Below are 18505 nucleotides of genomic sequence, written 5' to 3'. Positions count from 1 at the left end.
AAGACACGGAAAGCGCACGGGAATGGTCAAGTCCGACAAAATCCGCATAATGATCGTCGACGACCATCCGCTGCTGCGGGAGGGCGTTAGCGCGGTTATCGCAACGCAGGCCGATCTCGATATCGTCGCCGAGGCCGAAACCGGCGAGCAGGCGCTTGTTCTCTATGAAGCGCACCGGCCGGATATCGTGCTCATGGATCTTCAGATGCCGGGCATGGGCGGCGTCGCCGCGATCGAGGCGCTGAGAAAGAGCCATCCGTCATCGCGGATCGTCGTCCTGACCACGTATGCCGGAGACGCCCAGGCCATGCGCGCCCTTCGTGCCGGCGCGGCAGGCTATCTGTTGAAAAGCAGCATGCGCAAGGAACTGATGGATACGATCAGAAGCGTTCATGCTGGCGGCAAGTATCTCTCCTCCGAGGTGGCAACCGGCATAGCGCTGCATGTAACCGAGGATATGCTTTCACGGCGGGAAGCAGAGGTTCTAACTCTCGCCGCCGCAGGAAACTCCAATCGCCAGATCGCGGTGCGCCTGGGGCTCTCGGAGGACACGATCAAGGGATACATGAAGGTTATCTATTCCAAGCTCGGTGCCGCCGATCGCACCCATGCCGTCACCATCGCCGCGCGCCGCGGCATCATCGAGCTTTAGGCCGCGCCGACATTCGCGTGACCTTGTTCCGGCGTTATCCGTGGCTTGCGCATCCCTCGGTCGCTCAGGCGAAAACGGTTAGGCACTCTGGCCATCGGCAGCCTGATGAGGGGAACGGCGCAGGATCTGCTCTAGCGCGTCCACGAACGCGCGAACCTTGGCGGGCACCATGCGTGCTGTGGGATAGACCGCCCAGATCGCCAGGGGTTCCGGCTCCGCATCCGCAAGCCGGATTTCCCTCAGACGACCGCTGCCCAGATCGTCCTCCACGTCCCAGGCCGAAAGATTGGCGATGCCCAGGCCGCCCAGGCAAGCCTGATGCAGCGCCTCGACCGAGCTTGCCGTAAATCTGCCTGTCACCCTTTGGCGCACCGTCTTTCCGTTGCGGTTGAAGACCCAGTGCGAAGTACCCGATGCCGGCAGGCACGCATGGTCGGGCAGGGCGGCCAGCACGCCGGGCGTCCCCGCGGAACGCAGATAGGCGGGCGAGGCGACAAGCCGGCGCGGATTGTCCGCGAGACGGCGCGCAACGAGGTGATTGTCCCGGAGCTTGGCGATCCGGATCGCCACATCGATGCCCTGCGCGACGATATCGACCTGATCGTCCGTCAGAAGCAGGTCAACCTGCAGTTCGGGGTTGTCGCGCATGAACGGAGCGATCATCGGCGCGACAACCTTGCGTCCGAAAGCGGCAGAAACCGTCACCCGGAGTTGGCCCGAGACACCGGATGTGCTTGGTCGTAGCGCCGCGAGGGCGCTTGCCTGCTCATCCAGCATCGCCTGCGCATGGGGGAGGAACGTCTCTCCTTCTGCGGTTGGCGAAAGCGATCGGGTTGTCCTGTGGACCAGGCGAATGCCCAGTTCGGTCTCGAGCGCGGCGAGCCGGCGCGACGCGGCCATCGCATTGATGCCCAGCCGGCGGCCGGCGGCGGCCAGGCTTCCAGCCCGCACGGCCTCGACGAACACCGCCAGGTCGGACAATTCCATTACCACATTTTCCGTTATGCTGGCCTAACCGAATGAAACACTACAGCGAGAAATGCTGCAACTCTATATCCGCCGCAAGTCAATCGTCCAGTTGGCGCAGATTTATCCAACCTGCCGTCGCTGCGCACGCTTTCGTGAGGATTTTTCTATGGGCGGCACCATTATGCAGGGAAGGGCGGACGCCGCGCCGGCGTCAATCGGACGGGGGCTGACCTTCGCCATGGCGATCGCGGCCGGTCTGGCCGTCGCCAACATCTACTACAACCAGCCGATGCTCGGGATCATGGAGAAGAACTTTGCCGGGGGGCTGGTGGGTCTCGTCCCGACAGCGACCCAGCTTGGCTATGCCTTCGGTCTCTTTGCCCTGGTTCCGCTCGGCGATCTGGTGGAACGCCGACGCCTGATCGTGATCCAGTTCATCGTGCTCGGTCTTGCCCTCGCCGGCGCGGCGATGGCGCCTTCCGCTACGCTGCTTCTCCTGGCATCGCTCGTGCTGGGTGTAGCCTCGACGGTCGCCCAGCAGATCGTTCCGTTTGCCGCGCACCTGTCCGCGCCGGAAAAGCGAGGCGCCACCGTTGGTCTGGTTATGTCCGGCGTGCTTTGCGGCATTCTTCTCAGCCGCACGTTGTCAGGCTTTGTCGGCGCCCATGCCGGCTGGCGCGAGATGTTCTGGTTAGGCATCCCCCTCGCGCTCGGCGCCGGTGGCCTGATGGCCTTTACGCTGCCGCGCAGCCATCCCGATACCGACCACAGCTATGGCAGCCTTATCGTTTCGTTGATTCACCTGTGGCGCGAATTCGGGGAACTGCGTCTTGCCGCCGTCACGCAGGGTCTGCTCTTCGCCGCGTTCACCGCGTTCTGGTCGATCCTCGCGCTGCGGCTGCAAGAGCCGCGCTTCGGTCTCGGAGCAGACGTTGCCGGGCTGTTCGGTATCGTGGGCGCGGTGGGTATCCTGGCGGCGCCGATTGCCGGTCGTTTTGCGGACAAGCGCGGCCCCCGCAAGGTCATCCTTGCCGGCACGCTGCTGACGGTCGCCGCCTGGACGATCTTCGGTCTGTGGCCGTCGATCATGGGGCTTGTGGCCGGATGTATCCTGCTGGATTTTGCCGTGCAGAGCGTGCTCGTATCCAACCAGCATATCGTGTTCGCATTGCGCCCCGAAGCGCGTGCCCGCCTCAACACCATTTTCATGGGCCTGATGTTCCTCGGCGGCGCCGGCGGCGCTGCGGCAGCGACGGTGGGCTGGACCACCGGTGGCTGGCCGGCCGTTTGCGCGCTTGGGATCGCGCTGGCGGCGGCTGCGTCCGTCCTGCAACTGAACAACCGCGCCAGACGAGCCTGAGTCTTTACGGGAGCGAACGGCAGATTGCCTGGTTCGCTCCCGTGCCTTGTGCCTAGTGCGGGGTACAGGTCCGGCTAGCCACCACCATCACGCCATGCCGGGATTTCCGCCTGTGCGACTTGCTCGACAGCTTGAATGATCACATCGGCAACCGCCTGGGGTTGCGACAGCAGGGAAAGGTGGCCGGCCCGCAGTTCAGACGAGATCGCTTTCATCCGGTCAGCAAATTCGCGTTGCAGATCAACGCTGACCACGCGATCGTCGCCGGATACGATGTACCAGTTCGGCCGCGTTTCCCACGCTGCCTGCGTGACCTTCTCGCCGAACGTGGCGGCCGGCAGCGGGGGCTGGAGCACTGCCAGTACACGCGCCTCGGTCTCGGGGAGGTCGTGGCCTACGTCCTCGATCCATCCGGCTGCGCTGAGCTTCAGGTTTCCGTTTCCATCATCGGTGATTTTGGCAAGCGCGGGTGGATTCGGGTATTTTCTGACCAGTTCGCCAACGGTTTCACCCGCCGCGGGGGCGAAGGCCGCCACAAATACCAGCGCCTTCACCTTGGGATCGGTGCCGGCCTGCGTGATTACCGCACCGCCCCAGCTGTGGCCGACAAGCACGACCGGTCCCGAAATCGCGTTGAGTGCGAGCGTCGTGGCCGCGACGTCATCGGAGAGTGAACTGGTCGGGTTCTGCACGGCAACGACCGACAGCCCCTTGTCGAGCAAGATCGGAATCACGCGCTGCCAGCTGGAACCGTCGGCCCATGCGCCATGCACGAGGACAACGGTTGGCTCTTGCGTGCGGGATGCGGTCATCGTGGAGGCACTCCTGATTGAGATGTCCCCGGAACCTAACGGCGGTGGCGGCTCTCATATTGTCCTATCCCGCGCATTTTTGCGTTATTCTGAGGTTTGGGTCGCGGCTGGACGGGCTGCGTCAGGCCCAATCCGCGTTGCGCGAGAGATGGCCCGTGCCGGGATTCAGGCTGTTTGTCGGATCAAGCTCCCGGTAATGCCGCGCAAGCGCCGCTTTTGCGGGATAGAGGTGCCCGACATTGTGCTCGGCGGGATATTCCGCACCGCGTGCATCGAGCAACGCCAGCATCGCCTGTTCGAACGCCACCGGATCGTGCCCCTGCTTCACCAGATAGTCGCGGTGGAAGACGTGGCAGAAGAAATGCCCGCAATAGCTGACCCCCACGATCTGCTTCGCGAGTTCGGCAGGGAGGTGTTCGTCCCATTCGTCGTCGTTCCTGCGCAACGCGACATCGAGCGCGACGATATCGGTGATCGTGTCCCGATGGAGCGCGCGATACCGGATGGAAGCGCCGGCCACCGCGAAACGATGCAGGAAGGCGCGATCGCCCTCGTCCTTCGTGCATTCGAAATAGTCGCCTTGGGCGGTGGGGAACGCCTGGGCGAGCAGGGTGCGGGCCTCCTCGATACCGCGGCCGCCCATTTTCAGGATGAGGTGATGCTCGAACCGGTTGTCGAAATCACGCATCCGCTCCGGAAGATGCTGCGGGAACAGCGTCGCGAACGTCTGCATGATCCGGTCGGAGAGATCGTGGGGCGCCCAGGGCAGTCTCGCGCAGAACGCGTCGAACCGCGCCTTCAGCGCGAACAGGCCCGGGAGGTATTTGGCGCCGAGATACCGGATCGCAAGGAACGTATCCTTTCCATACGATGCGGTCAGCCTGAACGCCGAGCGATGGATATACTCCCCCTGGATCGGAAGCGAGGTGAAGCTCTTCAGGATCACGCGCCGGATCGCCGTCAGCTCCGCGGGATCGTTGGTGCCGATATAGAAATCGGCGATGGCCTCTTCCTTCGGAAAGGTATCGAGCCGCACCGCGAACACGACCACATGGCCTCCGCTGCCCGACGCTTCGAAATGGTGCCGGGGATCGTTGTTGAAGCGCGCCGGCGTGTCCGCATCCACTTCGCGGACATGATCCTGGTAATGCCGATCGGAGCAGACGCGGGTCGCGTCGTCGACGATATCGCTCTCCGCAATCTCGCCGGCATCCAGCTGTGCCAGCATGGCCTCGGGCTCGACGCCAAGGCTCACGCCGAGGTGATTGACCAGTCGCACCGAGCCGTCCGCTTCGATCCGGGCGTAGAGCGCCATCTGCGTGTAGGCGGGGCCACGGTGGATCAGCGCGCCGCCGGAGTTGTTGCAGATGCCGCCGAGCACGGACGCGCCGATGCAGGACGAGCCGATCCGCGAATGCGGTTCGCGGCCGATCCCAGCCACGATGTCCTCGAGCTCGAACAGGCGTGAACCTGGAAGGCAAATGACCTGCTTGCCGTCGCGGACGAGCTGGATGCCGTCGAGCCGCGTAGTACTGATGATGACCACATCGCGGTCATAGCGGTCGCCGTCCGGCGTCGAGCCGCCGGTCAGGCCGGTATTCGCTGCCTGGACGATCATGATCGTGCGTGCTCGCGCGCAGGCATTCACCGCGCGCCAGAGCTCCACAAGGCTGCCGGGCCGGACCACGGCAAGCGCCTTGCCGCCGCCGAAGCGGAAGCCGGTGCGGTAACGCCGGGTCTCCCGCTCGCCGGTCAGGATATACCGGCTTCCAACGATCGCTCCGAGTTCGGCGATCAAGTCCGGTGCCGCGGCTGCTGGCGGAGAGACGGCGGACGGCACGGGATCGATCCTGGCCATGGCTCAGCCTTGCCAGCCCTGGAGAAATTCAAGGAGGAGCGCATTCACCGCTTCCGGCCGCTCCTCGTGCGGCAGATGGCCGCAGCGCTCAATCGGCACCGCGCGGAGATTGTCGGCCATCTCCGCCCAGACTTTCGGCATGTCGAACATCTTGCCGACCGCCCCGAAATCCGCGCCCCATAGTGCAAGCGTGGGACAGGCGATCTTGACGTCGGCATCGACAAGGTCCTGTGCGACATCCTCGGCGTTGGCCCGATAGTCCGCCATGGCGCCGCGCACGGCGCCCGGCGCGCGGTAGGCACGCACGTAAGTGTCGAAGGCATCGCCCGAGATTGCCGAGGGGTCATAGGCCCAGTCCGAAAAGAACCAGCGGAGCCACTGTTCTTCCTTGCCGGCGATCAGCGTTTCCGGAAGGTCCGGAATGAGGTGGAACAGAAAGAACCAATAGGCCTTGGCAATTTCGGCGTTGATCTCGCGCGCGACGATGCGGGTCGGCACGTTGTCCATCACCACGAGACGGTCGACGCGTTCGGGATAGTCCTTGGCAAACCGCGTTGCCACCCGCGCGCCCCGATCGTGGCCAACCAACGCGATTTTCCCGATGCCCAGCTTGTCGAGCAGCGCCGCGAGATCGCGGGCCATGGTCCGCTTGTCATATCCGGCAGCCGGCTTGTCGGTCTCGCCATAGCCCCGAAGATCCGGTGCGATCACGCGATGGAGCTCGCCAAGAACCGGAATCTGGAACCGCCAGGCGAAATTCGTTTCTGGAAAGCCGTGCAGGAGCACCACCGGCGGGCCGTCGCCGGCATCGATGTAGTTTTGCCGAATGCCGTTTGCCCGCAAGGTATGGCTTGTCTGTGCGATCATTTCAGGTTCCAGAATCGGCGGCAGGCCAATCCCGCCCAGGTTCTTCTGCGGTATTGCTTGACCATGGTGTCTTGCGATTGGCCCGGATTGCGCCCTTTTGGCAGTTTCTGACCAAAGACCGCCGGCTTGCCTTCAAGGCCAACGCGGAAGCGCGCATACACGGCAGCGAAGCAGGCTGGCGGTTCCTGATTCACGTTCGCCGCTAAGAATGTCCAAGCAATCGCTCAATCCGCCAATACCTCGGCCGCGTCCGGCGGCGAAAGAAGCGCCCGGCATCGAAAGGAAGTGTGGATGAAACTGGCCCGAGTTGGAGAAGCAGGCCGCGAACGGCCCGCGGTGATCGATAGCGAAGGGCGGCTGAGAGACCTTTCCGGTCATGTCGCCGATCTTGCGGGCGACGTCCTTTTGCCGGAAGGGCTGGCGGCTCTCGCCGCGATCGACACGGCTTCGCTCCCGGTCATCGCGCAGCCCGTACGCTATGGTCCCGCGATCGGCCGGCCGGGCAAGATCATCTGCGTGGGGCTCAACTACACCGATCATGCCGCCGAAGTCGGGCTCCCACTGCCCAGCGAACCAACCGTTTTCATGAAAGGCTGCGCGCCGTCAGGCCCCGACGATCCGGTCCGGCTGCCGATGGCTGCGGAGAAAGGGGACTGGGAGGTCGAACTCGGCATCGTTATCGGGCGAGGCGGGTTGTACATCGATGAGGCGGACGCGCTCGATCACGTCGCCGGCTACTGCCTGTTCAACGATCTCACGGAACGGTCCTACCAGATGGATCACAGCGGTCAGTGGACCAAGGGCAAGAGCTTTCCGGGCGTCGCGCCGATCGGCCCCTGGCTTGTCACCCGCGACGAGCTGGGCGACGCCAGCGGCCTGCCCATCTGGCTTGAAGTCAACGGGCATCGGTTTCAGAACGGCAGCACCGGCAATCTGGTCTTCGGAGTACGCCAGATCGTAAGCTACCTGTCGCGCTTCTACGCGCTCGAGGCTGGCGATTTTATCGCAACCGGGACACCGGCGGGTGTCGGCTTCGGGCATAAGCCGCCGGTCTTTCTCAAGCCGGGCGACGTGATGACGCTGGGCATTGAAGGGCTTGGCATGCAGGAACAACGGGTGATCGGCTGGGGCGATTCCGCCGGGGAAATGCCCTAGCGTGGCGGCAGCCCCATCGCGCCGGTCCAAAGCATCCGGATGGAAGCCGGGCGTTCCGGTGGCGGACTAAAATCGGAAATTGCTTTCGAAGCCGATCATGGTGATGCGGTGAGCGGGCCCGGTTTGGCGGATGAAAGTTCCTGGTGAGAAGACGGAGAGGGAGGCGGACAGTTCCAGTTCGGCGGTGGTTTGCCATGCGAGGGTGGCTTCGGCTTCCTTGCCGATGAAGCGGGCGTGGCTGGTGCCGGGCGCGCGGATCAGGTTGCCGGGAATGTCATAGACGCCATCGCCGGCCGTGTAGCGCCAATAGGCCATGGCGGCGATGCTGGCGGACCAGCCCTTGCCCAGCGGCGTGCTGATCCGGGGGTTGAGGCTGACGATGTTGGTCGGCCCCACGGGAGAAAGCTCGCCGAAGTACTTGCCCTTGGGGAACAGGGCGTTGAACGTGCCGAGATGATTGTCGCGCGGATTGCGGTCGCCGCTGACCACGTTGAAGCGCACGGTCACGTCGGGCGAGAGGCGGCCCAGCGGCACGGCGCGGCCCACTTCGCTGCCCAGCGTCCAGGCGGCGATCGGCTGCCCCGCAAAATCGCCGAACTGGTAGACGCCCTCGACGTTCCAGTGCCAGTCGGCGCGCGCGCCGTGGAGCCGCGCGCCGATCGTGTGGCGCCGCTCGCGGCCCTGCGCGGCGCCGAAGCGGGCATCGCGGTTGTAATAGCCGAGATAGTAGAGGTCGACGCCCGGCACCGTCGCGTAAGCGCCCCACAGCGCCTTGGCGGGGGACGTGCGATCGTCGAAGTTGCCGGGGCGCGAGAGCACCGGCTTCACCGCCAGCAGGCTGAGCTGCGCCTGTCCGTGGGTAACGATGGCGCGCACGCCATCGAAGGCCAGCGGCACGTTCGGGCCATAGCGCGTGCCGACGAGCCGTTCGGTGCCGAGCGAGAGCATCTGGCGCCCGGCGCGCAGCGTGACCGGCCCCGCGTCGACTTCGGCGAAGCCTTGCAGCAGGTCGATCCCGGTGCGGTCGACCGGCCCGGGGGCGGGAGCGACGCCGGCGGCATAGGCGACGATGGGCTGGGCGAACAGGCGCACCGGCCCGGCATGGAGATCGGCATAGGGCAGCGCGCGCACCCACAGGAAGCTGTCGTCGGGCGCCTGCGCGCCGCCCCACAGCGCGTTGCGGTTGTTCTCGTTGCGCAGGCGCACTTCGATGCCCGTGGACAGCCAGGCATCATCGCCCAGCGGGATGTATTTGAAGGGGCCGGTCCAGTGGTGGGCGCGCTTTGCCGCGTCGGCCAGGTCCGACCAGTCCTCGTCATAGCGCGTGATGCTCAGCGTGGGCGCCTGCCAGGCTTCGGCGGTCTGGGCGGCCGCTGGGGCGGGCCGTAGCAAGGACAGCACGGCGAGCAGCAGCGCGAGAAGGACGCGGCGCGCCATGTCACCGCGCCATGTCACCGCGCCTGTCGCGCCACCAGCGCCACCAGCACGAAGCCGCCCGCCAGCCCGAGGTGCTCGAAGAAGGCGTTGGTCGCCATGAACCGGTCCGCGCCGGCGGGCAGGGTCCAGAAGGCGTTGGCCACCATCGCGGCCAGTACCGTGAACACGCCGAGCATGCCGGCGCCCAGCCAGACGAGGCGGCCGGCAAGGATCAGCAGCGGACCGATGATCTCGACAAGAATGGTAAGAGCGGCCCATAAACCTGCGGGATATAACCCAAAATGCGCCTGCTCCGCCACCGCGCCCGGCCAGTCCGCCAGCTTGGTCACGCCGCCCAGAAGGTAGGCGCTGACCAGCAGCAGGCGGGCGATGAACCACGTTGGCGCCCAGCCAAGCAACCGGTTCACGAAGCGCGGCGGAGCATCGGCGGCCATGTCACTGCGCCGCCGCGGCGTGGATTTCCGCGATATAGCCGCCGGGGAAGCGCACGATCGCGCTCTGGCGGGCATTGGCGGTGAACGGGGCAACCAGCGTCTCGACACCGGCGGCCTTGGCCCGCGTCAGCGTGGCGGCCAGATCCGCCGTCTCGTAGCCGGTCATGTCGCGGCCATAGGGCCAGGGAAGCTGCCCGTCGGTGACGAACACCACCATCCGGCCATAGCCGCTGTCGATGGCGACGCGGCGGATCGTCTTGCCGGGCTGGCCCACCTCGGCCCCCGACGCGGCGCGGTTGTCGGCCGTGACCCGGCCGTGCGCGAAGCCGGTCCAGCTCGCGATGAAGCGGTCGGCGGCATCGGCCGTCAGGTAGATGCGGTTCTCGGGCACGGTGGCGAGCGGCGCGTAGCTCGGCTTGGCGGTGTGCCAGTAGAGCTGCATGTTCACGCCGCCCGGCCACTGGATCACCACGTCGCGCCCGATCGGATCGGGGAAGGCATCGAGCCGGCGCACCGCGCCATGCTTCACCGCGGAAGCGATGGCGGCGTCCATGTCGGTGACCAGATAGCCGGTGCGCTCGTCGCCGAAGGGGTAGGGGATCGGCGTCTTGAAGCCGAAGGCGGACACCGTGCCGGCGGGGGTCAGCGCAAGCTGCGACTTGGTCAGGCTCTTGGTGGGCGTGACCTGGAATTCGCCCTGCTTGCTGGTGCTGCCGCCGAAGGTGGCGACGAAGCTGGCGACGAACGTGTCGAAGGCGTCTTCGGGCACGTAGACATGGGTCGTGTCGTACTGCGGCCCCACGGCGTAGTCGGCGGCGGCGGCATCGCGCGCGAACGCTGCCGGCGTGGACAGAACCAGGCTGACAGCAGCAAGATAGGCAAGCTTCCTCATGTGATTTCTCCTGTATTCCCGGGATCAGACCGCCCAGCAGCCGCAGCCGAGCGCGCCCCAGAAGGTCTGCACGTCGGCCGCCGGCACGGACGCGCCCAGCGCGGCGGCGTGATCGTGGCCATGGACGCCGCAGGCGGAGTGGCAGCCGCAGGCCGAGGCGAGCTTGGCGCGTGCCTCGGGCGTCTTGTGGTAGCCGCCGAAGGTCGCGACCGGCGACCAGTCGGGCATCGGGCGCGGCAGGGCCGGGGCGAGCGGCGCATAGTCGCCCTCGCCATGGACGACCTTGCCGCCCAGCAGCGTCAGGACCGAGCGGATGTGGACGATCGCGTGCTCGGGCACGCTGAAGTAATCGTCCGACAGCACCGCCAGATCGGCAAGCTGCTCCGCCTTGATCTGACCTTTCTTCCCCACTTCGTTGGAAAACCACGTATTCTCGTAGGTCCACATCGCCAGGGCCTTTTCCCGGCTGACGCGGTTGGCGCCGGGATAGAGCGTGAGCCCGCCCACCGTGCGCCCGGTGACCAGCCAGGACAGCGACACCCACGGGTTGTAGCTGGCGACGCGCGTGGCATCCGTGCCCGCGCCCACCGGGATGCCCGCGGCGATCATCTTCGTGATCGGCGGGGTGCGCTCGGCCGCCCTGGCGCCATAGCGTTCGACGAAGTATTCGCCCTGATAGGCCATGCGGTGCTGCACGGCGATGCCGCCGCCCAGCGCGGCGATGCGGTCGATATTGCGGTCGCTGATCGTCTCGGCATGGTCGAAGAACCAGTTGATCCCGGTCAGCGGGATATCGCGATGGACCTTCTCGTACACATCGAGCGCGCGGCCGATGGTCTGGTCGTAGGTGGCGTGGAGGCGCCAGGGCCAGCGGTGTTCGGCCAGCAGGCGGATCACCGGTTCGAGATCGCCTTCCATGCTGGGCGGCATGTCGGGCCGGGCGACGCGGAAGTCCTCGAAGTCGGCCGCAGAATAGACCAGCATCTCGCCCGCGCCGTTGTGGCGGTAGCTGTCGTCGCCCTGGCCGGGGCTGACCTGCTTCACCCATCCGCTGAAGTCGGCGAGTTCCTCCTTCGGCTTCTGCGTGAACAGGTTGTAGCTGATGCGCACGGTCAGTTCGCCGTCCTGGTGCAGCTTCTCGATGATCCGGTAGTCGTCGGGATAGTTCTGGAAGCCGCCGCCGGCATCGATCACCCCGGTCACGCCCAGACTGTTCACATCGCGCATGAAGTGACGGGTGGAATTGATCTGATAGTCCTCGGGAAGTTTGGGGCCCTTGGCCAGCGTCGAATAGAGGATCGTGGCGTTGGGCTGGGCCAGCAGCAGGCCGGTCGGGTTGCCGGCGGCATCGCGCACGATCTCGCCACCGGGCGGATTGGGCGTGTCCTTGGTATAGCCCACCACGCGCAGCGCGGCGGCGTTGAGCAGCGCGCGGTCGTAGAGGTGCAGGATGAACACCGGCGTATCGGGCGCGACGGCGTTGAGCTCGGCGATCGTCGGCAGGCGCTTCTCGGCGAACTGGTGCTCGGTGAACCCGCCGACCACGCGCACCCATTGCGGCGCGGGGGTGCGATCGACCTGCTGCTTCAGCATGGCCATCGCCTCGGCCAGCGAAGGCACGCCGTCCCAGCGCAGTTCCATGTTGAAGTTCAGACCACCGCGGATGATGTGCATGTGGCTGTCGATCAGCCCCGGAATGACGCGGCGGCCCCCGGCATCGATGACCCGCGCACCGGGCAGGACCGCGGCGCGGACTTCCGCTTCGCTCCCCACCACCAGAAACCGGCCATCCCGGATCGCGATGGCCTCAGCAACCGGATTGGCACGATCAAGCGTCGACACCTTGGCGTTGACGAGAAGAAGGTCGGATTGTGGCACCGAAGGAGTCCTTCCGTACAAGGGGGATGGGAGCATGGCGCCAAACGCGGTTGCGCCGGCTCCGACGACCGTTTTGCGCCGAGTGAGCTTCACACGTCGTCCTTCTGCTGGTTGGCAGGCAGGTCCTGCACGTACCCAGCGTGGTCCGAACGCAGAAAGGGAATGACTTCTTTCCCGGAGAAGACCCGCCTGGCGGCCGGGATCGCCTGCTCACCCAGCAGCATGCCGAGCAGCCCGAGCAGGGCGATCGCCGGGGGCGCCGGTGAGCGGACGCCGAGGAGGCTGTAAATGAGGCCGATCAGCAAGCCGGCGGCCAGCGAGATCAGATAGGGCTTCATGGACTTTCCTCCCCGGCGGACCCGTCAGATTCCCGCGTCAGTTGCGCGCGAAGGCGAGCAGTTCCGCGTTGAACCGGTCCTGATCCAGCGTGGGGATCGCGTGCGTGCTGCCCTCGTACACCGAGAGCGTGGCATGCGGCGCAATCTTGACCGCCCTGCGCGCGGAGACATCGATCGGCACGACATGATCGGCGTCGCCGTGGACAAACAGGGCGGGTACGTCGATCTTCTTGAGATCTTCCGTGAAATCGCTTTCGGAAAACTGCTGCACGCAGGCATATTGCGCATAGGCGCCGCCTGCCATTCCCTGCTGCCAGAAAGCGTACCGCAGGCTCTCGTCCCTTGGTTTGCCGATGTCCCATCCGTAAAAAGTTTCCGGAAACGACATATAAAAGCCGGAGCGGTTGTCGAGCACCGCCTTGCGGATTCCATCGAAGACCTCGGCCGGGACACCATCCGGGTTGTTGGGGCCAACCTTCATGACCGGCGTGACCGCGCCGACGAGCACCACCTTGGCGACGCGTGACGTACCGTGACGGCCAATATAGCGCGCAACTTCGCCACCACCGGTGGAATGCCCCACCAGAATTGCGTCCCGAAGATCCAGGGCCTCGATCACGGCGGCCAGATCGTCCGCATAGGTGTCCATGTCGTTGTTCTTCGCGGGCTGCTCGGAGCGCCCATGTCCCCGTCGATCATGGGCGACCACACGAAAACCGTTGTTCGCGAGAAACAGCATCTGGCCGTCCCAGGCATCGGCGTTGAGAGGCCAGCCGTGCGAGAAGACGAATGGCTGGCCTTCGCCGTATTCGCGATAGTATATCTGGGTGCCGTCCTTGGCCGTTGCGAAACTCATAATCGCGTTCCTCTTGTCTGGGTTGAGAGAACGGGACCGACAGCGCGGGGGCGGGAGAGGGGCGAAGGCGCTGCCGGTCCCGAGGGAGGTCAGTGCCCCTCGGAGGCACCGAACATGGTCTTCGCGTACGTAATTCCGAGGCCGTAGCCGCCGCCCCATTCCTTCGCGATTCCCGTCGTGGCGTCGTACGTGTCGACCCGCGCCCAGTCGCGCTGCAGTTCGAGCAAATACTGGAGCGACGTCATCGGCTTCGCACCCAGCTGGATCATGCGCTGGCAGGCACGCTCATGCGCCTCGTCAGACACGTCGCCGCAGGCGTCCGCGATGAAATAGGCATCGAATCCCTGATCGATCGACGAGGCGACCGGTCCCACGATGCAAACGCCGGTCCACAGGCCGGCGAACACGATCCGCTCCTTGCCGATCCGGTTGACCTCCGCGATCACCGCGGCGTCCTCCCACGTATTCATCGAAGTCCGGTCGAAAAGCGGTTGGCCCGGAAAGGCATCGGTGATCTCGCTGTACATCGGTCCCGAGAAGCTCTTCTCGGCAACGGTGGTCAGGATGGTCGGTACGTTGAACGCCTTTGCCGCGCGGCTGATCAGGGCCGCGTTGTTGCGCAAAACCTCCATCGCTATCGATCTGGTCGCGAAGGACATCTGCGACTGAAAATCGATCAGGATGAGTGTATGGTCGGTGGGCGAGATAAGCGACCTGCCGGGGGTTGGCGTGGCTTTGATCGTCATGCGGGATTTCCTTTTCGGACAACGTTCGACTACGGTCTGGGTGCGTGCGAAGCACGCTGACGACTTCAGATCGGCCGCGGAAATCGCCGAGGGGGCATCAACGCGGCAAAATTGTCATGCATGTGCCGCGCCGGCCCGGGCCAAATCGACGGCACCGTTTCCAGAGGCGAAGGCTGACATGCACCCGAGACTAGGTTGGTTGCCTTCACCCGTCTTGGACCGGAATGATGGCAACCCGCATCTGCACGCGAAACCGCGCGTCATCCGCGATCCCGCCCCGGCCCGCCCTGAATTGCGCGTGGCGCGCATGAGCGACCGCCGCCGGGCGCTCTCAATCCTGCGCACGGCCGCCCTTCAGCCTCTGTTCCAGAGCATTGGCCGTCCGTGTGGCGTCTCCGTTCCGGATATCAAATATCCAGTCCATCTCGCCTGACGCACCCTTGCCGGCTTCCTCGATTGCCTTGAGCGCCCCTTCCATCATGGCCGTGGCGGTCTCCTCCACCAGATCCGACGGGATTTCCCGTTCCGACCAGGTCAGCAAGCAGCCGGCGGATCGGGCGTCCATGCGTAGCGCCGTGCGCATGGCGAGTTCGGTGAGCCCGCCGATCGACAAATGCGGGGAGGGCACGCTGCCGCCCATTCCAATCAGCATCAGCGCACGCGCCTTGATCGGGGGTGGGGGCGTCGACAGCATCAGAGTCTCGCCGATCGTGCCCTTGAAGATACCGCCTTCACGCAGCCGGCTAAGCGTGCCTTGGAAGACGGTGTCCAGCTGATTGGCGCCGCCGGTCGGCAGGTTGCTGCCATCGTGCTCGAACATTCCCACGACCAGAAGTTCGACATCCTCCGTCAGCACATCGATCTGCGCGACCTTGAAGCGGACCCCGCGTCGCTCACCCAATGTACGCGCCGAAATCTCGCCCATTTTTTACAGCCTCCGTCACGGCATTCTCATCGCGCGAAGCAGTCAAACTCGTATCGCAGCCCCCGCGCGTCCTGTTTCCGAGTGACGGGATTTGGACATATGTGAGCCAATCTCGCCCGCGTATCGGGCGCGCCACAGGCCAGCCGGGCAGCCTGAATGTCCCGGCGTTCTTGTCGAAAACCTGTTGTTTGCGTGGCTAATGTCCAATCCGGCCCGCCTTCGTTCGTTCATCCCCATCCAATAAGGACACTATTCGACCGGAGGCCCCTCTCGATGAACGGACCATATCGGCAAGCAGCGACGGCCATCGCCATGGCGACTTGCCTCGCTCTTTCCCCCGCCGCGCCCCACGCACCGGCGCTCGCCGCCACGACGGCCGTGCCGCCATCGCCCATCCGGCAGGCGCCGAGCTTCTTTCGGATGCATGTCGGCCGCTTCGAGGTGACCGCTTTGCTCGATGGCACCCATCCCTTTCCCGCGTCGACGGTCGCGGTCGACGCCCGACCGGGCGAAATCGAGCGCCTTCTCGCCGACCAGTTCCTGCCTGCGCCATTCGAAGGCATGATCAATGCGTTTCTGGTCAATCTCGGCGATCGCCTGGTGCTTATCGATACGGGGGCGGGGGATCTCTATGGCAAGGAAGGCGGCGGACTCGTCAGCGTGCTGGCGGCAGCGGGATACGGCCCGGAACAGATCGACGACATCTACATCACGCATCTGCACGAGGATCATGCCGGCGGGCTGCTCAGGGGCGGGAAGCCGGTCTTCCCCAAGGCCATTGTCCACGTCTCTCAGGCCGATTTCGATTTCTGGACCAACGACAGCAACAAGGCATCGGTCAGCCCCTTGTTGCAGCCCTTCTTTCCGGCGATCCAGAAGGTTCTGAAACCCTACGTCGCTGCCGGGCGCGTCAAACCCTTTGCTCCCGATGCCGACTTCGGTTCAGGGCTGAGCGCAATATCGGCGCCGGGGCACACGCCCGGCCACAGCTTCTTCCGTCTCCAGGACGCAAGCGCCACCATGCTGTTCTGGGGCGACACCGTCCATATGGCGCCGGTCCAGTTCCCCGAGCCGGACATCGCGATCAAGTATGACTGGAACGTTCCCGAAGCAATCGCGGCCCGCAAGGCGGTCCTGGCCGAAGCAGCCGACAAGGGATGGCTCGTTGCGGCGGCGCACATCTCGTTCCCCGGGATCGGGCACGTGACCAAACTTCCCCACGGCGCCTACCAGTGGCTCCCGGTAAACTACACGCTCAACCGGTAAAGGCCGATGTCGCGGGCGACCGGGCGGTCAGCGGCCCAGCAGCCTTCCTGCGCCGCTCAGGCGACGCATTGGTGGTCTCGACGCCACGACATCGGAGTTTTTCCCACAATGCGACGGAAGAGCCGCGTCAGATGAGCCTGGTCGGTCAGGCCGCAAGCGCACGCGATTTGGGACAGCGTATCGCGGGTGTGGATCATGAGAGTCTGGGCACGCCGCAGGCGCTGGCGGATGACGTAGGCGTGCGGCGTCTCCCCAAGGCTCACCTTGAACGCGCGACAGAAATGGCCGGTGCTGAGCCTGGCTACGGCAGCAAGTTCCTCCGTGATGAGGGGCGTTTCCAGCTTCTGGTCGATATAATCGGTAACGCGGCGGACCTGCCAGCTTGCCAGCCCCCCCTTGGTCTGGATTATCCCGTTCGAAAGACGCTGCGGAAGGAGAAGCCGGTCCGGCGTTCCTTCATCGAGCTCCTTGTCGAATATGGCCGAGAGCTGCTCCAGATAATGCCGCGCCAGGCCGGGATCGTCGTCAAGCGAACGCCGCGCACCGGCCAGAAGCGACGCGACCTGAAGCGGGGAGATCGATTGCTGGACGCCAGTGGGTTGGATGCGCGCCGCGGACGCGCGTTGCAGCTCTTGAAGCATAATGACTCCCGATCTTGGTTGACGGGAGTGTCGCCGGATCCTTCGGGGGGCGAAATCGAGCGGCGGCTGAGTTGATCATCGCCATCGTTTGAGAAGATTAAACCATGGTCCAGCTTGGCAAGCGAAACTCCCCTGCCGTGGTGCGACGTGCGGCGCCTCAAACAATAGCCTAAAATTCTCCTTTAATGTCAAAACTGTATACAACCTCTGATACCGAACCCCCTCGATAGGGTGGTGCGCCATTAACCCGCCAGGGGCTTGTATCGGATGCGCGTTCCTTGTCCTTTCCTGCCCGGAAAGGACGCGCCATGGCGACGATTCAGATCAAGGCCGGCAACCCCGTCGTCATCATTGTTGACGACGATGCCCTCGTGCGTAGGTCGCTGGAATCGCTGTTCCGTTCGGTGGATTTTGCGGTCCTTGCCTTTGGCTCCGCCCACGATCTCCTTGATGCCGATTTGCCTGACGTGCCGGCTTGTCTCGTCATCGATGTGCGGATGCCGCAGATGGGCGGTTTCGAATGCCATGGACAGCTTCTCGACAGGGGCATCGACATCCCTGCCATTTTCCTGACCGGGCATGGAGACATACCGATGACGGTGAAGGCGATGAAGGCCGGCGCCGTCGATTTCCTGACCAAGCCTTACCGTGAGCAGGACATACTGGAGGCAGTCTACGCGGGCCTCTCGTCGGCCACGGTCAAACGGAGCGCGGGCGAGCAGACGAAAGCCCTTCGCGAACGCTATGCCTTGCTGACGAGGCGCGAGCGGCAGGTCATGGATGGGGTGGTTCGGGGGCTGTTGAACAAGCAGATCGCGGGAAAAATCGGGATCAGCGAGATCACCGTGAAGTTGCACCGCTCCAGCATGATGCGGAAGATGGAAATGCGCACAGTGCCCGATCTGGTGCGGGCAGCCGATGCAATCGCAACACAATTTGCATCCGACGGCTCAAAAATGCCGGCTTAGACTACCGTATGGTTACAGCGTGGTTGCAGTCCATATATCCGGTCCATCAGGCTTTCTGAGGGAGCAGGCAGGGCCGGAGATCATGCGCTTGAGAAATAAAGTCATAGCCGTCATCGACGATGATGCGCGTGTTCGGGCATCCACGGCCAGCCTGCTGCGTTCGTTGGGCTATGCCGCTATGGCCTACGCCTCGGTGGAGGACTTCCTTGGATCGACCGAAACAGCGATCGATTGTGTTCTGACCGATTTGCAGATGCCCGGGTTGACCGGACTGGACCTCGGCGCTGCCCTTCGGGAACGGGGGGCCTCCGTGCCCGTGATCCTGATGACGGCATTTCCATCGCCGGGCGTGCGGGCCAAGGCGCGGATGCTGAAGATGGCAGGTTTTCTGGAGAAGCCGCTGCATCCCGATCGGCTTCTAGACGTTCTTCGGCAGGCGCTTCCCGCATAA

The 18505-nt window shown here is 64.7% G+C and carries 20 protein-coding genes; 6 read left to right on the top strand and 14 right to left on the bottom strand.

Annotation, left to right across the window (positions count from 1 at the left end; genetic code table 11):
- Positions 1-22: 22 nt before the first annotated feature.
- Positions 23-652 (top strand): response regulator transcription factor, encoded by a 630-nt coding sequence (locus F1640_RS19880; RefSeq protein WP_194920946.1) that lies wholly within the window; start codon positions 23-25, stop codon positions 650-652.
- A gap of 78 nt (positions 653-730) precedes the next feature.
- On the opposite strand, the gene F1640_RS19875 is transcribed toward F1640_RS19880, so the two are convergent.
- Positions 731-1639: a LysR family transcriptional regulator gene (locus tag F1640_RS19875; protein WP_194920944.1), complete on the bottom strand. Its 909-nt coding sequence runs from the start codon at positions 1637-1639 to the stop codon at positions 731-733.
- A 163-nt stretch (positions 1640-1802) separates the two neighbouring features.
- Between F1640_RS19875 and F1640_RS19870 the strand changes: the two genes are divergently transcribed.
- Entirely contained in the window at positions 1803-2981 is a 1179-nt protein-coding gene (locus F1640_RS19870; RefSeq protein WP_255530619.1) for an MFS transporter, read from the top strand.
- 74 nt (positions 2982-3055) lie between these two features.
- Here F1640_RS19870 and F1640_RS19865 read toward each other — a convergent pair whose 3' ends face one another.
- The 4 genes from F1640_RS19865 to F1640_RS19850 form a co-directional block, all read right to left on the bottom strand.
- The gene (locus tag F1640_RS19865) at positions 3056-3793 is read right to left on the bottom strand and encodes an alpha/beta fold hydrolase (RefSeq protein ID WP_194920941.1); all 738 of its coding nucleotides are present in this window, start codon (positions 3791-3793) and stop codon (positions 3056-3058) included.
- A 121-nt stretch (positions 3794-3914) separates the two neighbouring features.
- Positions 3915-5651, bottom strand: a complete 1737-nt coding sequence (gene dld, locus F1640_RS19860) for a D-lactate dehydrogenase (RefSeq protein ID WP_194920940.1) — start codon at positions 5649-5651, stop codon at positions 3915-3917.
- A 3-nt stretch (positions 5652-5654) separates the two neighbouring features.
- A complete protein-coding gene (locus tag F1640_RS19855) occupies positions 5655-6518 on the bottom strand; it encodes an alpha/beta fold hydrolase (RefSeq protein ID WP_194920939.1) in 864 nt (287 codons plus the stop codon).
- Entirely contained in the window at positions 6515-6712 is a 198-nt protein-coding gene (locus F1640_RS19850) for a hypothetical protein (RefSeq protein WP_194920938.1), read from the bottom strand. The genes F1640_RS19855 and F1640_RS19850 overlap by 4 nt, the downstream gene beginning before the upstream one ends.
- A gap of 97 nt (positions 6713-6809) precedes the next feature.
- Between F1640_RS19850 and F1640_RS19845 the strand changes: the two genes are divergently transcribed.
- Entirely contained in the window at positions 6810-7673 is an 864-nt protein-coding gene (locus tag F1640_RS19845) for a fumarylacetoacetate hydrolase family protein (RefSeq protein ID WP_194920937.1), read from the top strand.
- A gap of 66 nt (positions 7674-7739) precedes the next feature.
- On the opposite strand, the gene F1640_RS19840 is transcribed toward F1640_RS19845, so the two are convergent.
- The 8 genes from F1640_RS19840 to F1640_RS19805 all read right to left on the bottom strand — a co-directional run bounded on the left by F1640_RS19840 (position 7740) and on the right by F1640_RS19805 (position 15179).
- Complete coding sequence (locus F1640_RS19840) at positions 7740-9110, bottom strand: alginate export family protein (RefSeq protein ID WP_194920936.1); 1371 nt, start codon at positions 9108-9110, stop codon at positions 7740-7742.
- 14 nt (positions 9111-9124) lie between these two features.
- The gene (locus F1640_RS19835) at positions 9125-9544 is read right to left on the bottom strand and encodes a DoxX family protein (protein ID WP_194920935.1); all 420 of its coding nucleotides are present in this window, start codon (positions 9542-9544) and stop codon (positions 9125-9127) included.
- Position 9545: 1 nt separating this feature from the next.
- A complete protein-coding gene (locus F1640_RS19830) occupies positions 9546-10436 on the bottom strand; it encodes a glyoxalase (protein ID WP_194920934.1) in 891 nt (296 codons plus the stop codon).
- A gap of 24 nt (positions 10437-10460) precedes the next feature.
- Positions 10461-12350 carry an amidohydrolase gene (locus tag F1640_RS19825; RefSeq protein WP_194920933.1) on the bottom strand — a complete coding sequence of 630 codons (1890 nt, stop codon included), beginning with the start codon at positions 12348-12350 and terminating at the stop codon, positions 10461-10463.
- 53 nt (positions 12351-12403) lie between these two features.
- Positions 12404-12652, bottom strand: coding sequence for a DUF1427 family protein (locus tag F1640_RS19820; protein WP_194920932.1), 249 nt, complete (start codon positions 12650-12652; stop codon positions 12404-12406).
- A 37-nt stretch (positions 12653-12689) separates the two neighbouring features.
- Entirely contained in the window at positions 12690-13508 is an 819-nt protein-coding gene (locus F1640_RS19815) for an alpha/beta fold hydrolase (RefSeq protein ID WP_194920931.1), read from the bottom strand.
- A gap of 89 nt (positions 13509-13597) precedes the next feature.
- A complete protein-coding gene (locus F1640_RS19810) occupies positions 13598-14254 on the bottom strand; it encodes a hydrolase (RefSeq protein ID WP_194920929.1) in 657 nt (218 codons plus the stop codon).
- A gap of 331 nt (positions 14255-14585) precedes the next feature.
- Positions 14586-15179 (bottom strand): M17 family peptidase N-terminal domain-containing protein, encoded by a 594-nt coding sequence (locus tag F1640_RS19805; RefSeq protein ID WP_125955578.1) that lies wholly within the window; start codon positions 15177-15179, stop codon positions 14586-14588.
- Between the two features lie 273 nt (positions 15180-15452).
- Between F1640_RS19805 and F1640_RS19800 the strand changes: the two genes are divergently transcribed.
- Positions 15453-16445: an MBL fold metallo-hydrolase gene (locus F1640_RS19800; RefSeq protein WP_255530420.1), complete on the top strand. Its 993-nt coding sequence runs from the start codon at positions 15453-15455 to the stop codon at positions 16443-16445.
- Positions 16446-16501: 56 nt separating this feature from the next.
- Here F1640_RS19800 and F1640_RS19795 read toward each other — a convergent pair whose 3' ends face one another.
- On the bottom strand, positions 16502-17086 hold the full coding sequence (locus F1640_RS19795; RefSeq protein ID WP_194920928.1) for a helix-turn-helix domain-containing protein: 585 nt from the start codon (positions 17084-17086) through the stop codon (positions 16502-16504).
- Between the two features lie 308 nt (positions 17087-17394).
- On the opposite strand from F1640_RS19795, the gene F1640_RS19790 reads away from it, so the two are divergent.
- The gene (locus tag F1640_RS19790; protein WP_125955573.1) at positions 17395-18054 is read left to right on the top strand and encodes a response regulator transcription factor; all 660 of its coding nucleotides are present in this window, start codon (positions 17395-17397) and stop codon (positions 18052-18054) included.
- A 19-nt stretch (positions 18055-18073) separates the two neighbouring features.
- Positions 18074-18505 (top strand): response regulator, encoded by a 432-nt coding sequence (locus tag F1640_RS19785; protein ID WP_309229307.1) that lies wholly within the window; start codon positions 18074-18076, stop codon positions 18503-18505.

The organism is Novosphingobium sp. NBM11 (assembly GCF_015390225.1).
GTDB lineage: Bacteria > Pseudomonadota > Alphaproteobacteria > Sphingomonadales > Sphingomonadaceae > Novosphingobium.
The sequence above is the reverse complement of the archived record's forward strand: the minus strand, read 5'-3'. Positions and strand labels throughout refer to the sequence as shown.

What these genes read in the sequence shown, in the direction of transcription:
- F1640_RS19880 (WP_194920946.1), top strand. Translation starts at nt 23, where the DNA reads ATGGTCAAGTCCGACAAAATCCGCATAATGATCGTCGACGACCATCCG.
- F1640_RS19875 (WP_194920944.1), bottom strand. Translation starts at nt 1,639, where the DNA reads ATGGAATTGTCCGACCTGGCGGTGTTCGTCGAGGCCGTGCGGGCTGGA.
- F1640_RS19870 (WP_255530619.1), top strand. Translation starts at nt 1,803, where the DNA reads ATGCAGGGAAGGGCGGACGCCGCGCCGGCGTCAATCGGACGGGGGCTG.
- F1640_RS19865 (WP_194920941.1), bottom strand. Translation starts at nt 3,793, where the DNA reads ATGACCGCATCCCGCACGCAAGAGCCAACCGTTGTCCTCGTGCATGGC.
- dld (WP_194920940.1), bottom strand. Translation starts at nt 5,651, where the DNA reads ATGGCCAGGATCGATCCCGTGCCGTCCGCCGTCTCTCCGCCAGCAGCC.
- F1640_RS19855 (WP_194920939.1), bottom strand. Translation starts at nt 6,518, where the DNA reads ATGATCGCACAGACAAGCCATACCTTGCGGGCAAACGGCATTCGGCAA.
- F1640_RS19845 (WP_194920937.1), top strand. Translation starts at nt 6,810, where the DNA reads ATGAAACTGGCCCGAGTTGGAGAAGCAGGCCGCGAACGGCCCGCGGTG.
- F1640_RS19840 (WP_194920936.1), bottom strand. Translation starts at nt 9,110, where the DNA reads ATGGCGCGCCGCGTCCTTCTCGCGCTGCTGCTCGCCGTGCTGTCCTTG.
- F1640_RS19835 (WP_194920935.1), bottom strand. Translation starts at nt 9,544, where the DNA reads ATGGCCGCCGATGCTCCGCCGCGCTTCGTGAACCGGTTGCTTGGCTGG.
- F1640_RS19830 (WP_194920934.1), bottom strand. Translation starts at nt 10,436, where the DNA reads ATGAGGAAGCTTGCCTATCTTGCTGCTGTCAGCCTGGTTCTGTCCACG.
- F1640_RS19825 (WP_194920933.1), bottom strand. Translation starts at nt 12,350, where the DNA reads ATGCTCCCATCCCCCTTGTACGGAAGGACTCCTTCGGTGCCACAATCC.
- F1640_RS19820 (WP_194920932.1), bottom strand. Translation starts at nt 12,652, where the DNA reads ATGAAGCCCTATCTGATCTCGCTGGCCGCCGGCTTGCTGATCGGCCTC.
- F1640_RS19815 (WP_194920931.1), bottom strand. Translation starts at nt 13,508, where the DNA reads ATGAGTTTCGCAACGGCCAAGGACGGCACCCAGATATACTATCGCGAA.
- F1640_RS19810 (WP_194920929.1), bottom strand. Translation starts at nt 14,254, where the DNA reads ATGACGATCAAAGCCACGCCAACCCCCGGCAGGTCGCTTATCTCGCCC.
- F1640_RS19805 (WP_125955578.1), bottom strand. Translation starts at nt 15,179, where the DNA reads ATGGGCGAGATTTCGGCGCGTACATTGGGTGAGCGACGCGGGGTCCGC.
- F1640_RS19800 (WP_255530420.1), top strand. Translation starts at nt 15,453, where the DNA reads ATGAACGGACCATATCGGCAAGCAGCGACGGCCATCGCCATGGCGACT.
- F1640_RS19795 (WP_194920928.1), bottom strand. Translation starts at nt 17,086, where the DNA reads ATGCTTCAAGAGCTGCAACGCGCGTCCGCGGCGCGCATCCAACCCACT.
- F1640_RS19790 (WP_125955573.1), top strand. Translation starts at nt 17,395, where the DNA reads ATGGCGACGATTCAGATCAAGGCCGGCAACCCCGTCGTCATCATTGTT.